Source organism: Neobacillus terrae (assembly GCF_011393025.1).
GTDB classification, from domain to species: Bacteria; Bacillota; Bacilli; order Bacillales; family Cytobacillaceae; genus Neobacillus_A; species Neobacillus_A terrae.
In genome coordinates, this window is record NZ_JAAOEO010000021.1 from 62,214 (window position 1) to 80,144 (window position 17,931).

Below are 17,931 nucleotides of genomic sequence, written 5' to 3' on the forward strand. Positions count from 1 at the left end.
TTCTAAGCCTATGCGCCGATTTATGGATCTTACGCGCGGGTTTACTTACCCTAATCTCCGGTTTATTTTATAGCCAAAAACAGCTCGATGGAGAATCCATCAAGCTGTTTGTACTTACCTATCAGCACTTGCATTTTTCATTAAGGAAAACGAGGGAATTGGCCAAAGTCTGGTTTGCGTTTTTCCTTGAACGCATCCCGTCCCTCTTTTGCCTCATCAGTTGTGTAGTAAAGCAGTGTTGCGTCTCCGGCAAACTGCTGAATACCAGCCAAACCATCTGTATCTGCATTAAATGCAGCTTTAAGGAAGCGGATAGCTGTTGGGCTCTTTTCAAGAATTTCTTCACACCATTTAATCGTTTCCTCTTCAACCTGCTCAAGAGGAACAACAGTATTTACAAGACCCATATCAAGAGCTTCCTGCGCATCATACTGGCGGCAAAGGAACCAAATTTCACGAGCCTTTTTATGGCCTACAATTCTTGCTAGATAACCAGAGCCGTATCCTGCATCAAAGCTTCCCACTTTAGGGCCTGTCTGTCCAAACCGGGCATTATCTGCTGCAATGGTCAAATCACAAACGACATGGAGAACATGTCCTCCGCCAATTGCATAACCCTTTACCATAGCGATAACAGGCTTAGGAATAACGCGGATTAGACGCTGAAGGTCAAGAACATTCAAACGAGGAATCTGGTCTTCACCAACATAGCCCCCGTGTCCCCGCACTCTTTGGTCACCGCCAGAACAGAACGCTTTATCTCCAGCTCCTGTCAGGACAATAACACCTACACTCGAATCATCACGAGCATAAGCAAAAGCATCGATTAGCTCCATTACTGTTTTAGGCCGGAAAGCATTGTGAACTTCCGGACGATTAATGGTGACCTTTGCAATTCCATTATAAGTTTCGTAAAGAATATCTTCATACTTTCTTTCGGCAACCCATTCAACTGTCAAAATGAAATCCTCCTTTATTATGTATTCGACAAAACTCACTAACTATTGTACCAAACTTTTCCGATTTCTCCACATGAATTGCATGCCCGCTTTCTAAAACAGTAACCCAGCGTGCGCTTTTCAGTTCTTTTTGCATTTTTTCGGCAATCATACAAAACTTCTGATCAAGAGAACCGGTCAGTAAAAGGACTTCACAGGATATATCCTTTAAATTTTCCCACCACGACGGCTGGGAACCCGTCCCCATTCCCCGCAGGCTGTTCGCAAGTCCTGTAGGGCTGTTAAGTAGCCGCTGTTCTCTGACAGCCTCCTGTGCCCTCTTTGGAATCTCCTTCATCGTTTTAAAAAGGGGGGTATTTTCCCAGCGTTCAATAAACGCGGGCACGCCTTCTTCTATAATAAAGTTGGCAAGTTCGCCATCTTTCATACAACGTACTTCTCTTTCCTGCGAGGAAGCAAGACCCGGAGATGCACTTTCCAAGATTAATTTCCTTACCTTCTCAGGATAGAGAACAGCAAAAGTTAATGCTAGACGGCCTCCCATTGAATAGCCAAGAACATCAGCACTTTCAATACCCAACTGATCGAAAAGAAAATTTAAATCACTGGCGGCAGAATGGATATCATACCGCTTGTAGTCTTCTGGTGAGTCCGTTTCGCCATGACCAATAATATCAGGCATAATCAGACGAGAATGCTGGCCCCAAGTATTGCAAAAAGGAGTCCACGTTGAACTGTTTCCCGTAAAACCATGCAGGGCTAGCAGTGGAAATCCCGATCCGCATTCTTCTACATGATAATGAATACCTTCCACTAAAAGGTTCATTTTTGTTCTCCATTTACCCATTTTGATATTTCCCGGGAAACAGAATTCCACATTTCTCGATGTTCATCCCTGCTTTTGTCCCTATTTGTCACTATTTCAAACACATTAAGGCCCTTCCGAGGGGATAGCTCACTAAACGCAGCAGCAAAATGGTCCCAAACCTGGCTTCTGCTAAAATTACCGTTATACATCCGGACTACGTGTTCAAAATCAAGATCAATAGGAGTGCCAAAGAGAAGTTCATAGTTTCTTGGTAAAGAGGCCTGTGGCAGGAAGGAGAAAATTCCGCCGCCATTATTATTCACAATAATAATATTTAAATCAATGTCGTAGAGCTTTGCAGCCAATAAACCATTTAAATCATGGAAAAAGGTCAAATCACCTAATATAAGGTACATTGGTCCTGAATATAGGGCTGCCCCAAGAGCGGTTGAAATGGTTCCATCAATACCGTTTGCTCCTCTGTTGGCAAACACCTTGACTTGCCTTTGGGTATTATGGAAATAGCTGTCCAAATCACGGATTGGCATACTATTGCCCACAAATACTGATGCTTTTTCAGGCAGGAGATCGGTAAGCTGATAAAAAAGCCGGCTTTCACTTGAATCTGAAAAATCTTTTACCATTGAGATGGACGCTTTGGTTAATTCATTTACTTTTTTCCAGTCATTCAGATAACTATGGTTTTGTTTTTCGTTAACAAGAGCTGATACTTTTTTGCAGAAACGGCTTTCCTCACAATAAATCATGTCTGTGGATAATGCGGCTGGGTCACGCCATCCTCCTCCGCCATCAACAACAAATTGGACAGCGGAATGATTTTCTTTTATGAAGATGGAAAGAGCCTTTGAAACCGGCAAGGCACCAAACCGAAGGATGACCTCAGGCTTTAAGGCCGATTTTGCATCTTCATTTCGTAAAAAGGAATCATATGTATCGATTATATTTTCTAGGCTGTGAGTACCTGACCTTAACTGGGACAGAGGATCTGCAACAATAGGATAGCCGAGCTTTTTAGAAAGAGCTGTCACTTCTTCAGCAAATTTCTTGTTGGAAATTTGTCCGCAAATAATTATTCCTTTTTCAGACATATTCAGCACCTGAGTAATTTCATCAAACTGGCTATCGTCAATAGTCCACTCACTGCGATGAATATTAACGTATCGGTCTTTCCTCTCTTCCAGACGGAAAAGAGTTTCTTGATTTAGATCTGGAATCAATGGCTCACGGAAAGGGAAATTAAGGTGAACCGGTCCAGCTGGAGATTTAACGGCAGTAGCTGCGGCACGAGCACAGGTCGTTCTGACATAACGAAGCATGTCACTCGTTTTTTCCGGAGGAGACATCTCCGCAAACCACTTTACATGCTTTCCGTACAAATTAATTTGATCCATTGCCTGTGGTGCCCCCACATCGCGCAGCTCATGAGGACGGTCTGCGGTAATAACAATCAAAGGGACACGTGAAAGATTTGCCTCAGCCACTGCTGGAAAGTAATTTGCTGCTGCTGTACCGGAAGTACATAATATTGCCACAGCCCTTTCAGTCGCTTTAGCAATTCCTAATGCAAAAAAGGCAGCTGAACGTTCATCAACATGAATATGAAGGTTTAATCCAGTATGCTCTGCCATGACAAGCGCCAAGGGAGTAGAACGTGATCCAGGGCTTATGACGACATCTGTTACTCCTGTATTAACAAGTTCAGCCACAAAGGCTGCTGTATAGGCTGTTAAAGATTCCTGATGATTCATGATTGATTTCCTCCAAGCGCATTAAGCATAGGCCTAAACTTTAAGCTCGTTTCTAAAAACTCACTTTCAGGATCAGAATCAGATACAACTCCGCATCCGGCAAAAAGGGAGGCTTCCTTTCCCTGCAAAAGGGCTGAACGGATAGCTACCGCAAATTCCCCATTTCCCTTATAATCCATCCAGCCAAGAGGCGCAGCATAAAATCCTCTGTCAAGCTCCTCGACACTTCTGATTTTTTCCACTGCTTCTTGCTTTGGCAGACCTCCAAGTGCAGGAGTAGGATGAAGCCTTTCAACCATTTGTAAAAGTGATGCATCTTCTTTTGATAAACCCACAACAGGTGTATAAAGATGCTGAATATCCCTGATTTTTAATAATTGAGGCTGCTCCGGCATTTCTACCCTATTACATGTTTCCTCAAGTGCTTCTCTGATCATTTCAACAACATAGTGATGCTCAATAAGATTTTTTTGGTCGCTTAATAGCTGGTCACCGAGGGCCTTGTCCTCTTCCTCTGTTTTTCCGCGTCGAATCGAACCAGCGAGACAGGTGGAAAAAATATTTTCCTCCTGTTTTTTTACCAGTCTTTCTGGCGATGCTCCAATAAAGCTGTCCCCATTAGACTCAAAAGAGAAAATGAAGCTTTCATGCTGTGCTTTATTTAAATGTGAAAGAGCTGCTTCCGGTTCAGCTGGTTCCTCAAAAAACAATCGTAATTCCCGGGCAAGTACTACTTTCTTTAATGACCCTTTCTCTAAATCAGGCAAAACCTCAGCCACAGTTTCTTTCCAGGACTCCGGTGAAATTTCTTTAATGTCGCTTAAATGAGGCTGCTCTGAACTCATTGATACAGGTATAGAGTTAAGCAGCTCCTCACGTTCTTGCATTATTTTATTATAAAGGGACAAATCATCATGCTGTGTACACATAACATTTGTTGTCAAATAAGTTTTTCCTTTAATTACACTTAACATGTATTTAGAAAGATGGAACAATGCATCTCCATACTTGGACCAAAGCCCGGACTTTTCTTTGTTTGGATCGAAGGAAAATCCGCCAAACATAAGCGGACCTACACCGTTTTCCTTATAAGGATTATCAATCCACGCATTTTCAATAAAGCGCTTCCACGCTTTTTCAACATGAAAAAAGCGGTCAGTAGCCTGATCCGACTGAAATTGGTTTATTATTCCGTTCCCTGCAAGGTATATTTCATCCGAAGGGTCTTTCCAAAAAAACCGTTCCCCATAAAAACGTTCTCTTCCTGTATAATAAAATAGTAAAGGATCGATTGAGGCTATTTGCCGGACTTCACTTACCAAAATAGGCCTGCCATCGTTTTTCGCCCGGTCAATTGCCAGCAAAATTCCTTCCTTAAGTTCCGATTCTTGAATGGTAACCAAAAAAATCCCTCCAAAACAGCCAAAACGCTGTTATCCATTCATTTTAAGCTTATTTTAAGATACTACTCCAATTGTAACTATGTCAATAACTCCGATCGCAGTACCCCCAGTTCATTCCTTATTATATATTAGAAAACCTTGCCATTCGCCATGTCCCTTTGGCGGAGGACCCAGTTTTTCTTATCCATTCAGAGATAAATTTGGATTAGCTAAAAGACTCAAGATTTACTCTCCTATTTTTCCACCAGAAAGCCTTTTTCAAACAAAAAGGAATTACCTTCCATGGTATATAGGAAAAAAGTATTTGACACTGGGATATCCTTTCCATAAACTTAGTTTTGGAGTATAAAAATACACGACAAATGCAAGAAAATATAGATAATTACAAAGGGGAGAACGTTAATGCATTCACATTTACAGAACAGTTCATCACCTGTTGTGGAAGCGAACCGCGGATTTCAAGTTTGGTGGCAATTAATGCGCCCGCATACCTTGACTGCCGCTTTTGTTCCCGTATTGCTGGGCACTGCTCTTGCATGGAGACATGGAAAAATTCATTTTGGTGTTTTTTTTGCGATGCTTGTTGCAAGTCTGCTAATCCAGGCAGCTACTAATATGTTTAATGAGTATTTTGATTTTAAGCGCGGACTGGATAATGAGAATTCAGTAGGGATTGGCGGGGCAATCGTTCGTGACGGAATTAAGCCACAAACTGTTATCAGACTCGCATTTAGTTTCTACGGATTGGCTCTTTTATTAGGAGTATACATTTGTCAAAACAGCAGCTGGTGGCTCGCTTTGGTGGGCTTGGTATGCATGGCTGCGGGCTACTTTTATACTGGCGGTCCACTTCCAATTGCCTACACCCCATTTGGTGAGCTTGTTGCAGGTTTTTTTATGGGACTCCTGATTATACTGATATCTTTCTTTATTCAGACAGGTTTCGTTGACAAAACAAGTGTCCTGGTTTCAATACCAGTTATGATTCTCGTAGGTCTCATTTTATTATCCAACAACATTCGTGACCTTGACGGTGACAAAGAAAATGGGCGTAAAACACTCGCTATCCTTCTTGGAAGAAAAGGAGCCATTAATCTTTTGGGAGCCTCATTTACCCTCTCTTATCTTTGGGTATTGGCACTTATTTTTAATGGAACGGCTTCCCCGTGGGCAGCACTCGTTTTGCTTAGTATTCCAAAAGCAATTAAGGCAACAAAAGGGTTTGTTGGTAAAACAATGCCTTTACAAATGATGCCTGCAATGAAAGCTACTGCTCAAACGAATACTATCTTTGGATTTTTACTGACAGTTGGCCTTTTCATTGGTCATTTCTTTTCGTAATAACTATTAGAGGTTGTCCCCAAAATAAGGACAACCTCTTTTTTATTTTTGGCTTGTTAATGTTGCCTGTTGAATTTCCGCTGCCTGCACTCGCTTTCCACGGGCGTTCCGGGGGCCTCTTTGGCGCTATGCATCTGTGGGATTTCCCCTTGGACCGCTTTTTCCACAGGACATTGAATAGCTCCCTTGAAATCGCCCTCGTACGAAGGAAATACGATAGCTTTTTCGACGAGTCCCGCAACTTTAGCTTCATCAAATTAAGGAAAAACAAAAATGAACTTTAACAGAGCCTTATTTTTAAAAATACCCCTGAAGGTTTTTAAGTAAAATCAGAAATAAATTTAACTATTTTAATGAAAAAACCTTACTCATTTTCGGTTTTTTCATTAAAAACGATACTGTTTTTACTCTCTTTAATACCAAATGGCTATAAAACACAGCCATTTAATCATCTTCTCGAAACAAATACCCCCTCTATAAAAATTTTATGCCCTACTTTTCTAAACATATGCACGATTTTGGTTAGTGAATGCACGATTTTGGCCGATGAATACACGATTTTGGTTAGTGAATGCACGATTTTCGCTGGTGAATGCACGATTTTGGCCGATGAATGCACGATTACAACTTTGAATGCACACTTGATCTTGCCTCTTGCCAATGCACGTCTAATCCTCTTTTGTCCATAATTAGACTGATATGCCCATCCTCCCCTCATTCCCTCTTAAACCTTCTCTTACTACTCTAACAGGACAATTACCAAGCCTTCATAATAGTGCCAGGTTTTTTTAAAACGCTGAAGGGGTATTGTTTTAAGAGATTAATAGCCATTATAAAAGAGGATGTGATTTAACAATGCTGACAACAGACCAGCTTGATACATTAAAAAAGATGCTTGAGGAAGATAAAGAAACAATTGAAGACCAATTAAATTTAGACAGCAAATACAGTAATACTGATGCAAGCATGCGGGAAACAGTAGACGAATTGTCTGCATACGACAATCATCCTGCAGACCTTGGGACAGAATTATTTGAACGTGAAAGAGAATTTGCGCTTGAGGACCACCAGGATGGCGAGCTCCAAAAAATTAATACTGCACTTGAAGCTATTGAAAAAGGAACATACGGAAAGTGCGAGGAATGCGGGGAAGAAATTCCGTATGAAAGACTAGAAGTTATCCCTTCAACCCTTTATTGTGTGAACCACTCTAAAGTACAATCAGGCGGGGACTATCGCCCAGTAGAGGAAGATATTCTTGAGCCACCTGATGTTAATTCCTTCAGACATGACCCAAAAAATGGCGTTGTCGATACTCAGGATAGTTATGAAGAAGTTGCCAGGTTTGGTACCTCAGAAACTCCTGCGGACCTCGTTGGTGATTACAATAGCTACAATGAATTATATAACGAGGGAAAAAACGAGGAATCATATACTGAGGATTATGAAACATATTCTGCCACAGACATCACAGGAACTAAAAAAACCGTTCTGCCTTCAGAAAAAATGAAAGAATACGAAGATCTGCTGGAAAGAAAAGGGATTGAGTCTAAGATTGGAGATATTCCTTATAAAAAGACTGACAGCTATATTGATGATAAAACAGAAGACAAGGAAAAAGAGACTGAGTAACTTCAGTCTCTTTTTTTGCAATGGATTTATGATAGTTTGATAGGTTTTACCTGCCAAATCTCATCTGCATATTGCTGAATAGTCCGGTCACTGGAGAAAAAGCCGGATTGTGCAATGTTTATCAGGCTGGACTTCAGCCATGCCTGCTGGTCCCGATACTTCCTGCTGATTTCCTCATGGATATCGGCATAAGAAGCAAAGTCCCTCAGAACGAAATACTGGTCATTATGGGAAAGCAAGGAATCATAGATGGGCATGAACTCCCCGTCTGCATCCTTGTTAAAAAATCCATTGATCAGCTGCTCGGTAATCTCCCGGATTCTCTTATCATGGTGATAATATTCAGTAGAGTGATATCCGCCATTCCTCTGATAATTAAGAACTTCTTCTGCCGTTAAACCAAACAAAAAGATGTTTTCCCTGCCAACCATTTCAGTTATCTCAACATTAGCTCCGTCCAGCGTTCCAGCAGTAAGGGCGCCATTCATCATGAATTTCATATTTCCAGTTCCGGAAGCTTCTTTACTGGCTGTAGATATTTGTTCACTTATATCAGATGCAGGGAATATCTCCTCTGCCAAAGATACATTATAGTTTTCAAGGAAAACTACCTTTAATTTTTCCCTCGTGGCAGGATCCCGGTTTACCTTCTCCGCAACTGAATTTATCAATTTAATTATTTTCTTTGCATAATAGTAGCCCGGAGAAGCCTTGGCTCCAAAAATAAATGTTCGTGGGAATAAAGGATAGCTCGGATCCTCTTTTAATCTATTATACAAATACATAATATGAAGTATATTCAGCAGCTGACGCTTATAGGCATGGAGCCGCTTCACTTGGACATCAAAAATGGAATCAATATCAATAGTAATTCCTGTTTTTTCGTAAATCCTGCCTGCAAGTCTTTGTTTATTGATCCTTTTAATTTTCCCCAGTTCTTTCAGCACAGAAGGATCATCCGTATAGCTTCTAAAATTGGAAAGATCCTGAGGCGAAGAGATCCAGGATGTGCCAATATTCTCTGTAATTAATTTTGAGAGAAGCGGATTGGCCTTTAGAAGCCAACGCCTATGTGTAATACCGTTTGTCTTATTGTTGAACTTTTCAGGGGAGAGCTCATAGTAATCGTTCATTTCACGGTGCTTTAGAATCTCAGTATGGAGCTGAGCGACCCCATTCACACTATGGCTTCCTACGATAGCAAGCGGAGCCATTTTTACCTGATCATGTGCAAGAATAGCCATTCTTTCAATGCGCTGCCAATCACCAGGATATCTGTCCCATAGCTCACGGCAAAAACGTTCATTGATTTCATGGACAATCATATAAATTCTTGGGAGCAGCGGCTTAAATATTCGAACTGGCCACTTTTCTAATGCTTCCGCGAGAGTAGTATGGTTTGTGTAGGAAATGGTATTGACAGTAATCCTCCACGCTTCATCCCAGCCAAGACCCTCATCATCCATTAAGATTCTCATTAATTCTGGAATTGCTAAAACAGGATGAGTATCGTTTATATGGATGCTTATATGTTTATCAAATTCAAGCAGATTAAAATTCTTATTTTTAAAAGATTTCACAATAGCCCTTAAGCTTGAGGCAACAAGAAAATATTGCTGTTTAAGGCGCAGAATTTTCCCTTCATCATGAGTATCATCTGGATATAAAAATTCAGAAATCGATTCTGTATCTTTTTTATATTTTAAGATATCTACATTGATTGGAAACCGTGATGGTTCTGCACTCCAAAGACGCAGTGTATTAACGGTGCTATCATTGAAGCCTACTACGGGCACATCATAAGGAACAGCAGATACAGGCTCTGCATTAACATGGCGGAATACATGACGTCCATTATCCGTCGTATAACTCTCTACGCGTCCCCAAAATGGAATTTCTTCTGCTTCTTCAGCCTTTCTTACTTCCCAAACGTAACCGTGCTTTAGCCATTGCTCTGGAAACTCTATTTGATATCCGTCTACAATTTTTTGTTCAAAAAGGCCATGCTTATAACGGATACCACATCCATGGCAAGGCAGGCTTAAGGAGGCAAGCGAATCAAGGAAACAGGCGGCTAGGCGGCCAAGACCGCCATTTCCAAGACCTGCATCAGCTTCTTCCTCCTCCAGCCTGTCAAGATCAATTCCGAGCTCAGCAAGACCGTTTCTGACAGTCTCCTCAACTCCAAGATTAATTAAGTTCTGCCGCAGCAGTCGGCCCAGCAAAAATTCAATCGATAAATAATATACTTGTTTATCTGCATCCGTCCTATATAGTTCATTTGTACGGATCCAATTTTTACTTACATATTCCCTAATCATACTTCCCAAGGTCAGAAACTGGTCAGTTTGAGTACTATCTTTAAAACTTACTCCACACATCATCTCAAGTCTTTTTAAAAAAGTCTCTTTAAACTCTGCTTCACTAGAAAACATCGCCATCACTCCCTGAGATGAGTTCTTGGTACAGCTCCTTATACTTTACAGCTGATTGTTCCCAGCTAAAGTCAAGTTCCATTGCATTTTCAACAATACTTCCCCAAACTGCCTTATCCTCATAAAAGCGTACCGCCCGCTCAATGGTAAAGAGCATGTCATGGGCATTAAAGTTTTTAAAAGAAAAGCCATTTCCTTGGCCAGTAAACTCATTGTATGAAGTAACAGTATCATTTAGTCCACCGGTTTCCCTTACTATTGGAATGGCTCCATATCGCATCGCAATCAGCTGGCTGAGACCGCAAGGCTCAAATTTAGATGGCATTAAGAACAAATCAGCACCAGCATAAATCTGGTGGGCCAGTTTTTCATCAAAACCAATATACACCCTGCATTGACTCGAATATCTTTCAGACATTTCCCTGAAAAATCCTTCAAATTCAGGATCCCCAGTGCCCAGCACAACCAGCTGTACACCCGTCTCCATAATTTCGTGAAAAACACCTCTGACCAACTCCATACCTTTTTGGTTTGTCAGCCTGGAGATCATTGCCATGAGGGGAACACTCTCGTCCTCCGGCAGCCCGAACAGCCTTTGAACCGCCTCTTTGTTGGCCGCCCGGCCTTCGAGTTCCCCAACATGGAAGGAAGCTGCAATATCCTCATCCGTTTCAGGGTTATATAGCCCGTCGTCTATTCCATTAAGTATACCGACAAAGTCTGAATTCCTCTGTCGGAGGATTCCATCAAGCCTTTCCCCCAAATAAGGAGTCTGGATTTCATCCTTGTAGGTTGGGCTAACAGTTGTTATCTTATCTGAAGCAACCAGTCCCGCCTTCATAAAGCTTATATTTCCGTAAAACTCTAAATGATGCGGATGGAAATAATATTCTGGAAGTCCCAATAGATCTCCCATTACTATTCTTGGAAAGATTCCCTGAAATTGCAGATTATGAATAGTAAATACGGTTTTAATATGTTTATATTCTCTTCGCCTGCTGTATTCTTCTTTTAATAAAAATGGAATCATTCCTGAATGCCAATCATGGCAGTGGAGAATATCCGGGTAAAAATCAAGATAAGCTAAGCTTTCAAGTACCGCCCGGGTAAAATAGGCAAATCTTTCACCATCATCATATTCCCCGTAAAGCTGGCTGCGTTTAAAATAAAATTCATTATCTACAAAGTAAAAATGAATTCCATCCTGAACCAATTCCTCTATTCCGCAATACTGTTTCCGCCAGCCAAGCTGGACAGTAAATTCTGCCACCTTCACCATTTGACTTTTATATTCTTCTGAAATGGTCTTATACTTTGGCAGGATTACTCTGATATCTGTCCCCAGTTTTTTTAATTCTTTAGGCAGGGATCCTGCAACATCAGCCAGTCCCCCTGATTTTATAAATGGGACACATTCAGAAACAGCAAATAAAATTTTCACGAGTTGATCCACGCTCCCTGTACGGTGCCTTTTCGAATAACATATGGAGAATCGCAGGATGATTTGATCATTGTTCCGTTCTCAATCCTGACATCTTTATCTAGAATTACCGAATCCAGCACACAATTTTCACCGATTTGAGACTTCTGCATGATGATGCTGTTTTTAATTACAGCACCTTTGCCAATTCTAACTCCTCTGGCAATTATACTGTTTTCCACATGCCCTTCAATTAATCCACCATTTGCAACAATGCTGTTCTTAACCATCGCCCCTTTGAGGTAATTGGTAGGCGGCTCATCTTTTACCTTTGTTAATATTGGCATTTCCTTAATAAAAAGCTGCTGCCAAATTTCAGGCTTTAGTAAGTCCATGTTAGCAGAATAATACTCTTTAATAGAATTAATCATAACAGCATAACCTACATATTCGTACTGGCAAAGCTTCAGTGGGCTGTTAATATCAGAAGTAATATCCTTAATGCTTAAATATCCAGTTTCGTGGCGTGTTTCTATCAATTCAATTAATAGGGATGTCTTAATAAGATAAATTCCCATAGGCTTGTTTTGATGTCTTACCTCAGTTACATCACACCCTGACTCAATATGATAATTTAATAATGGACCAAAATCCATATTAAAAACAGTATAGGCATTGGCAATTAAAGCGTATTCCTGAGTGCTTCGCTTTAAATAATCTATGTTATCAGCGAAATGTTCCAAAGAACCAATTCCAAAATAGGGATTATCACTATTAGGGGCTGGGAAAAAGAAGAGCCCATCCCGTTTTCTGTTTAAATCCCAATCCCTTCCCGAACCAAGATGGTCCATTAAGGAGCGGTATTGGAATTTAGGAAAAATCCCCACACTCTCTACACCTGAGTTCACCATATTTGAAAGTACAAAATCTATCAGCCTGTAACGGCCTGCAAACGGGATAGCTGCAACTGACCGGTGCACAGCCAGTTCCTTCAATTCCTCATGAAAGGTTGTTGCATCAATTATTCCAATCAAACGCTTATTCATATATTATCCCCTCCGCTGTATATCTTATATTTATTGGAACATCTCTTCAGAAACCAGTAGGATTTCCTCTTCGCCTTCTTCCGGTCGAATAATAGATCCATCAGGAACATGAACTCCGGCTGATACAATGGCTTTTTCTATGAAGCAGTTTTTGCCGATAACAGCATCAGGCATAATAACAGACTGTTTTACTGACGTACCTTTTTCTACGGTTACCCCTTGAAAGATTACTGATTTTTCAATATCGCCTTCAATTATGCAACCTTCATTCACCAGACATTCTGATACTTGGGCTTCAGGAGAAATATACTGCGGAGGGCGGTTTGGATTCACGGAATAAATTTTCCAGGAATGATCAAAAAGGTGTAATTCATTGTCATCTGCAAGTAAATCCATATTTGCTTCCCAAAGGCTTTTTACCGTTCCAACATCCTTCCAATACCCTTTGAAAGGATATGCCATGAGTTTCTTTTCATCACCTAACATAAGGGGGATAATATCCTTACCAAAATCATGGCTGGAACCGTCAGTTGCTTCATCCTTTTCAAGATATTCCTTAAGGACTTTCCAATTAAAAATGTAAATCCCCATCGACGCTAGATTATTTCTTGGATTTTTTGGTTTTTCATCAAAATCTGTAATGTTAAAATTGGTATCTGTATTCATAATGCCGAATCTGCTGGCTTCATCCCACGGAACTTCAATTACCGATATAGTTGCGTCCGCATTTTTCTCTATATGATACTCAAGCATTTCTTCATAATCCATTTTGTAAATATGATCACCAGATAAAATAAGCACATATTCAGGATCATATTGCGTTAAATACTTGATATTCTGATAAATCGCACTTGCTGTCCCGGAATACCATTTTACTTCAGATGACTCAGTATATGGGGGGAGAACAGTTACACCCCCATCCTTTCTGTCCAGATCCCAGGCGCTGCCAATCCCAATATAGGAATTTAATTCAAGTGGCTGATACTGGGTCAGCACACCTACTGTATGAATCCTAGAATTTGTACAATTGCTCAAGGTAAAATCAATAATTCTATATTTCCCGCCAAAGGGCACTGCCGGTTTTGCCAAATCCTTTGTTAGTGAATGGAGCCTACTTCCCTTTCCTCCTGCCAGAAGCATTGCTACGCACCGTTTCTTTTTCATTATTTTCTCTCCCCTTTCTTTGTCTAACAGGTCGTAAAATGGAAAAACCAAATGGAGAAATATTCATTGTTACTGAATCTGGCTTGCCGTGAAACGAAACTGGCTCTGCCTTAATAGCCTTTTTATTTACAAATCCTGAACCTCCAAAATCCCCGCTGTCACTATTAAAAATTTCCTTGTAGGTGCCAGACTGTGGAACCCCTATCCGATAGTCGGAATAGCTAACCCCAGTAAAGTTACAAACAATGACCAGTGCTTCTTCTGGATTCTTTCCCTTTCTTAAGAATGAGAAAACAGATTGGTGATAATTGTTTGCATCAATCCATTCAAATCCATCTGATGAATCATCAAGCTCGTAAAGAGGTTTAGAACGTTTGTAAAGCTTGTTTAATTCGATAACAAATTTATTTATCTTTTCATGCATTTCATAGTCAAACAGGTTCCAATCCAACTGTTCCTTAAATTTCCACTCAGAAAATTGGCCAAGCTCTGTTCCCATAAAGGTGAGCTTTTTACCTGGATGACTATACATATATCCTAACAATAGCCGCAGCTGAGCAAATTTTTCCCAGTACTCGCCAGGCATCTTATTAAGCAGAGATTTTTTCCCATGGACAACTTCATCATGGGAGAAGGGAAGAATGAACTTTTCAGAAAATGCATACATAAGCGAAAAGGTCACTTTATTATGGAGACGAGAACGGTAGAAAGGAGCTTCTTCCATATACTTCAACATATCGTTCATCCAGCCCATATTCCATTTGTAAGTAAATCCAAGACCCCCATCTTCAACAGGAGCGGTGACTTTGGGCCAGTCCGTCGAATCTTCGGCAATCATCATCACTGAAGCATCCTCATCTGCGATTGCCTTATTAAGCTTTCTTAAAAAATTAATCCCAAAAGTGTTTTCTTTGTTTGCGGTGTTTGGCCAATAAATAATATTTGCCACTGCGTCGACCCGAAATCCGTCAATATGGTATTTTTCCATCCAAAAAAGAGCACAGGATATAAGAAAACTGTTTACCTCAGTTTTACCTAAATCAAAATTAGCCGTACCCCATTCATAGTTTTCCCGATCAGGTTCATAGGAGTATTCATAGGCATAGCTGCCATCGAAACGATATAGGCCATGCGAGTCTTTACAAAAATGTCCTGGTATCCAATCGAGAATTACACCAATACCGTTTTGATGACACTGATCCACGAAGAACATAAAGTCTTCCGGTGTCCCATAACGGCTGGTTATCGAGAAATATCCTATAGTTTGATAGCCCCATGATATATCGAGCGGATGCTCAGTTAAAGGCAATAGTTCAATATGGGAATATCCCTGGCTTTTAACGTATGGTATTAAGTCTGATGCCAATTCTCTATATGTAAGAAAAGATCCGTCTTCTTTCTTCTTCCAGGAACCAGCATGAACTTCATAAATAGCAAGGGGATCATTATATGATCTATTCCTTTTTTTAAGCCATTTTTGGTCATTCCATTTATAACCTTCAAGGGGATAAACAATGGAAGCAGTACGCGGACGCAGTTCAGAATAAAACGCGAATGGATCAGCTTTTAATAACCTCTCTCCTGTGGAAGAAAATATATCATATTTATAAAGGGTGTTTGATAAGTCGCCTGGCAATGAAATAAACCAGACCCCTTCCTTGTTAAGTCTCTCCATGGGGTAGCTGCTGCCATCCCAATTGTTAAAATCCCCTGCCAAGCCCACTTTTTCTGCGGCGGGTGCCCAAACACAAAATTGAGTATATGTCTCATTCTCATCTTTTATGACATGGGCACCAAACAAATGATGGCTTTTATATAAGTTCCCTTCGTGAAATAAATGCAGTTCAAAATCTGTTGGATGACAGCCCATCATTTATACCCTCCGTAAATTTTTTAGCTATTTCAGTAATATTCTAGTATCCTTTCTAAACTCCTTGTAAACATTTTCTCATTATTTTTACATTATTTTACAAAATAAGTAGTTCTTTCGAATTATTTCGACATTTTTGTCTATTTTATTCTTAAATAATAGGTGTTTAATATATATTAGCAGAATTTTTAATGAATTATATAGGAAATATTTCACTACTGAATAAATCAGAAAGATAGATATGGATTAGGACAAAGTCACTTGCTTTAGTTCCATTGGGTTTCCTTATATTCGTATTACCTCCGCCATAACCTTGTTAACGCCGAGAGATTTATAAAACGGAATGAAAATATTTAGTTATATTAGTATTTTTAACTAGGATGAAATCAGAGGAGCTCTGGAAGGCTTCTAAGCGTTTTTTTAGTGAAGGTTAGTTTTCTTCCTTAGAGTTGATTTAAGAAGCCATTAATAAAGGTGTCTGGATGTTACACGCCTACTTAGGGACCTAGTATGCATTGCAGCAACATAAGAATTACATTGAAGGAAATAACATTTGGAGACTGTACAGCTGTTTTTACGATTTAATATTTTCTACATACATTTTAATCATTTCATAGATTGGACTTAATGTCTTGCTAAAATGTTTGAAAATAAAAAAAAACTGCTGACAAAATGTCAACAGCCTTTTTTTATGACCCCTACGGGATTCGAACCCGTGTTACCGCCGTGAAAGGGCGGTGTCTTAACCGCTTGACCAAGGGGCCATTATGGCGGAGAAGGAGGGATTTGAACCCTCGCGCCGGTTACCCGACCTACACCCTTAGCAGGGGCGCCTCTTCAGCCTCTTGAGTACTTCCCCAAAAGTGGCTCCACAGGCAGGACTCGAACCTGCGACCGATCGGTTAACAGCCGATAGCTCTACCACTGAGCTACTGTGGAATAATTAAAAATGGGCCTAAATGGACTCGAACCATCGACCTCACGCTTATCAGGCGTGCGCTCTAACCAGCTGAGCTATAGGCCCATATGGAGCGGGTGATGGGAATCGAACCCACTACATCAGCTTGGAAGGCTGAGGTTTTACCAGTAAACTACACCCGCATATAAAATGGGGCGACTGATGGGAATCGAACCCACGAATGCCTGAACCACAATCAGGTGCGTTAACCACTTCGCCACAATCGCCACAATATGAATTTAATTAAAATGGTGGCTCGGGACGGAATCGAACCGCCGACACAAGGATTTTCAGTCCTTTGCTCTACCGACTGAGCTACCGAGCCAATAAAAATGGCGGTCCCGACCGGGATCGAACCGGCGATCTCCTGCGTGACAGGCAGGCATGTTAACCGCTACACCACGGGACCAGATTGCGGGGGCAGGATTTGAACCTGCGACCTTCGGGTTATGAGCCCGACGAGCTACCGGACTGCTCCACCCCGCGACGATAAAAAGTATTCATTTTGTCCATGCACTTATAATGCGTTCGGACTGTCCTCAACTCAGAAGGCTAATTCAAGCTGCCACTCGTTGAGTACAACTCGCAGTTTTTCGATGAAGTAACGCTTGTTGCTCCACCCCGCGACAATAAAAAGTATTCATTTTGTCCATGCACTTTAAAAAGCAAATGGAGGAGGAAGAGGGATTCGAACCCCCGCGCGGTTTGACCCGCCTGTCGGTTTTCAAGACCGATCCCTTCAGCCGAACTTGGGTATTCCTCCATATATTAATGATAATGGTGGACCTTGTAGGACTCGAACCTACGACCGGACGGTTATGAGCCGTCTGCTCTAACCAGCTGAGCTAAAGGTCCAAAATATTTGGTAGCGGCGGAGGGGATCGAACCCCCGACCTTACGGGTATGAACCGTACGCTCTAGCCAGCTGAGCTACACCGCCAAATATATTTAGAGAATTATGGTGGAGACTAGCGGGATCGAACCGCTGACCTCCTGCGTGCAAAGCAGGCGCTCTCCCAGCTGAGCTAAGCCCCCATATAATTAAAAGGGAATGGTCGGGAAGACAGGATTCGAACCTGCGACCCCTTGGTCCCAAACCAAGTGCTCTACCAAGCTGAGCTACTTC

At 41.1% G+C, this 17,931-nt stretch carries 11 protein-coding genes and 13 tRNA genes; 2 read left to right on the forward strand and 22 right to left on the reverse strand.

Annotation, left to right across the window (positions count from 1 at the left end; genetic code table 11):
• Positions 1 to 140: 140 nt before the first annotated feature.
• From menB to G8761_RS21550, 4 genes are read right to left on the reverse strand one after another with little or no spacing between them, the layout of a single operon-like run.
• Positions 141 to 959 (reverse strand): 1,4-dihydroxy-2-naphthoyl-CoA synthase, encoded by an 819-nt coding sequence (menB, locus tag G8761_RS21535; RefSeq protein WP_166030032.1) that lies wholly within the window; start codon positions 957 to 959, stop codon positions 141 to 143.
• A complete protein-coding gene (gene menH, locus G8761_RS21540) occupies positions 949 to 1,785 on the reverse strand; it encodes a 2-succinyl-6-hydroxy-2,4-cyclohexadiene-1-carboxylate synthase (RefSeq protein WP_166030033.1) in 837 nt (278 codons plus the stop codon). Before menH ends, menB begins: the two co-directional genes overlap by 11 nt.
• Positions 1,782 to 3,536 carry a 2-succinyl-5-enolpyruvyl-6-hydroxy-3-cyclohexene-1-carboxylic-acid synthase gene (gene menD / locus G8761_RS21545; RefSeq protein ID WP_166030034.1) on the reverse strand — a complete coding sequence of 585 codons (1,755 nt, stop codon included), beginning with the start codon at positions 3,534 to 3,536 and terminating at the stop codon, positions 1,782 to 1,784. Before menD ends, menH begins: the two co-directional genes overlap by 4 nt.
• The gene (locus G8761_RS21550) at positions 3,533 to 4,939 is read right to left on the reverse strand and encodes an isochorismate synthase (RefSeq protein WP_166030035.1); all 1,407 of its coding nucleotides are present in this window, start codon (positions 4,937 to 4,939) and stop codon (positions 3,533 to 3,535) included. The genes menD and G8761_RS21550 overlap by 4 nt, the downstream gene beginning before the upstream one ends.
• A 402-nt stretch (positions 4,940 to 5,341) precedes the next feature.
• On the opposite strand from G8761_RS21550, the gene G8761_RS21555 reads away from it, so the two are divergent.
• Both G8761_RS21555 and G8761_RS21560 read left to right on the forward strand, forming a co-directional pair.
• On the forward strand, positions 5,342 to 6,280 hold the full coding sequence (locus G8761_RS21555; RefSeq protein ID WP_166030036.1) for a 1,4-dihydroxy-2-naphthoate polyprenyltransferase: 939 nt from the start codon (positions 5,342 to 5,344) through the stop codon (positions 6,278 to 6,280).
• 855 nt (positions 6,281 to 7,135) lie between these two features.
• A complete protein-coding gene (locus G8761_RS21560) occupies positions 7,136 to 7,912 on the forward strand; it encodes a TraR/DksA C4-type zinc finger protein (RefSeq protein ID WP_166030037.1) in 777 nt (258 codons plus the stop codon).
• A gap of 26 nt (positions 7,913 to 7,938) precedes the next feature.
• Here G8761_RS21560 and G8761_RS21565 read toward each other — a convergent pair whose 3' ends face one another.
• The 18 genes from G8761_RS21565 to G8761_RS21650 all read right to left on the reverse strand — a co-directional run bounded on the left by G8761_RS21565 (position 7,939) and on the right by G8761_RS21650 (position 17,840).
• Positions 7,939 to 10,347, reverse strand: a complete 2,409-nt coding sequence (locus tag G8761_RS21565; RefSeq protein WP_166030038.1) for a glycogen/starch/alpha-glucan phosphorylase — start codon at positions 10,345 to 10,347, stop codon at positions 7,939 to 7,941.
• The gene (gene glgA / locus G8761_RS21570) at positions 10,337 to 11,788 is read right to left on the reverse strand and encodes a glycogen synthase GlgA (RefSeq protein WP_166030039.1); all 1,452 of its coding nucleotides are present in this window, start codon (positions 11,786 to 11,788) and stop codon (positions 10,337 to 10,339) included. Before glgA ends, G8761_RS21565 begins: the two co-directional genes overlap by 11 nt.
• The gene (locus G8761_RS21575; protein ID WP_166030040.1) at positions 11,785 to 12,813 is read right to left on the reverse strand and encodes a GlgC family sugar phosphate nucleotidyltransferase; all 1,029 of its coding nucleotides are present in this window, start codon (positions 12,811 to 12,813) and stop codon (positions 11,785 to 11,787) included. Before G8761_RS21575 ends, glgA begins: the two co-directional genes overlap by 4 nt.
• A gap of 30 nt (positions 12,814 to 12,843) precedes the next feature.
• The gene (locus tag G8761_RS21580) at positions 12,844 to 13,977 is read right to left on the reverse strand and encodes a glucose-1-phosphate adenylyltransferase (protein WP_166030041.1); all 1,134 of its coding nucleotides are present in this window, start codon (positions 13,975 to 13,977) and stop codon (positions 12,844 to 12,846) included.
• The gene (gene glgB / locus G8761_RS21585; RefSeq protein WP_166030042.1) at positions 13,925 to 15,850 is read right to left on the reverse strand and encodes a 1,4-alpha-glucan branching protein GlgB; all 1,926 of its coding nucleotides are present in this window, start codon (positions 15,848 to 15,850) and stop codon (positions 13,925 to 13,927) included. The genes G8761_RS21580 and glgB overlap by 53 nt, the downstream gene beginning before the upstream one ends.
• A 689-nt stretch (positions 15,851 to 16,539) precedes the next feature.
• Positions 16,540 to 16,611, reverse strand: a tRNA-Glu gene (locus G8761_RS21590).
• 4 nt (positions 16,612 to 16,615) lie between these two features.
• Positions 16,616 to 16,706, reverse strand: a tRNA-Ser gene (locus tag G8761_RS21595).
• Between the two features lie 5 nt (positions 16,707 to 16,711).
• Positions 16,712 to 16,786, reverse strand: a tRNA-Asn gene (locus tag G8761_RS21600).
• Between the two features lie 11 nt (positions 16,787 to 16,797).
• Positions 16,798 to 16,871 (reverse strand) — tRNA-Ile (locus tag G8761_RS21605).
• Between the two features lie 3 nt (positions 16,872 to 16,874).
• Positions 16,875 to 16,948 (reverse strand) — tRNA-Gly (locus G8761_RS21610).
• Between the two features lie 8 nt (positions 16,949 to 16,956).
• A tRNA-His gene (locus G8761_RS21615) sits at positions 16,957 to 17,032 on the reverse strand.
• Positions 17,033 to 17,054: 22 nt separating this feature from the next.
• Positions 17,055 to 17,130: transfer RNA gene (locus G8761_RS21620), tRNA-Phe, on the reverse strand.
• Positions 17,131 to 17,138: 8 nt separating this feature from the next.
• A tRNA-Asp gene (locus G8761_RS21625) sits at positions 17,139 to 17,214 on the reverse strand.
• 3 nt (positions 17,215 to 17,217) lie between these two features.
• A tRNA-Met gene (locus tag G8761_RS21630) sits at positions 17,218 to 17,291 on the reverse strand.
• A 184-nt stretch (positions 17,292 to 17,475) separates the two neighbouring features.
• Positions 17,476 to 17,568: transfer RNA gene (locus G8761_RS21635), tRNA-Ser, on the reverse strand.
• A 15-nt stretch (positions 17,569 to 17,583) separates the two neighbouring features.
• A tRNA-Ile gene (locus G8761_RS21640) sits at positions 17,584 to 17,660 on the reverse strand.
• Positions 17,661 to 17,668: 8 nt separating this feature from the next.
• A tRNA-Met gene (locus G8761_RS21645) sits at positions 17,669 to 17,745 on the reverse strand.
• A gap of 19 nt (positions 17,746 to 17,764) precedes the next feature.
• Positions 17,765 to 17,840 (reverse strand) — tRNA-Ala (locus G8761_RS21650).
• Between the last annotated feature and the right edge of the window lie 91 nt (positions 17,841 to 17,931).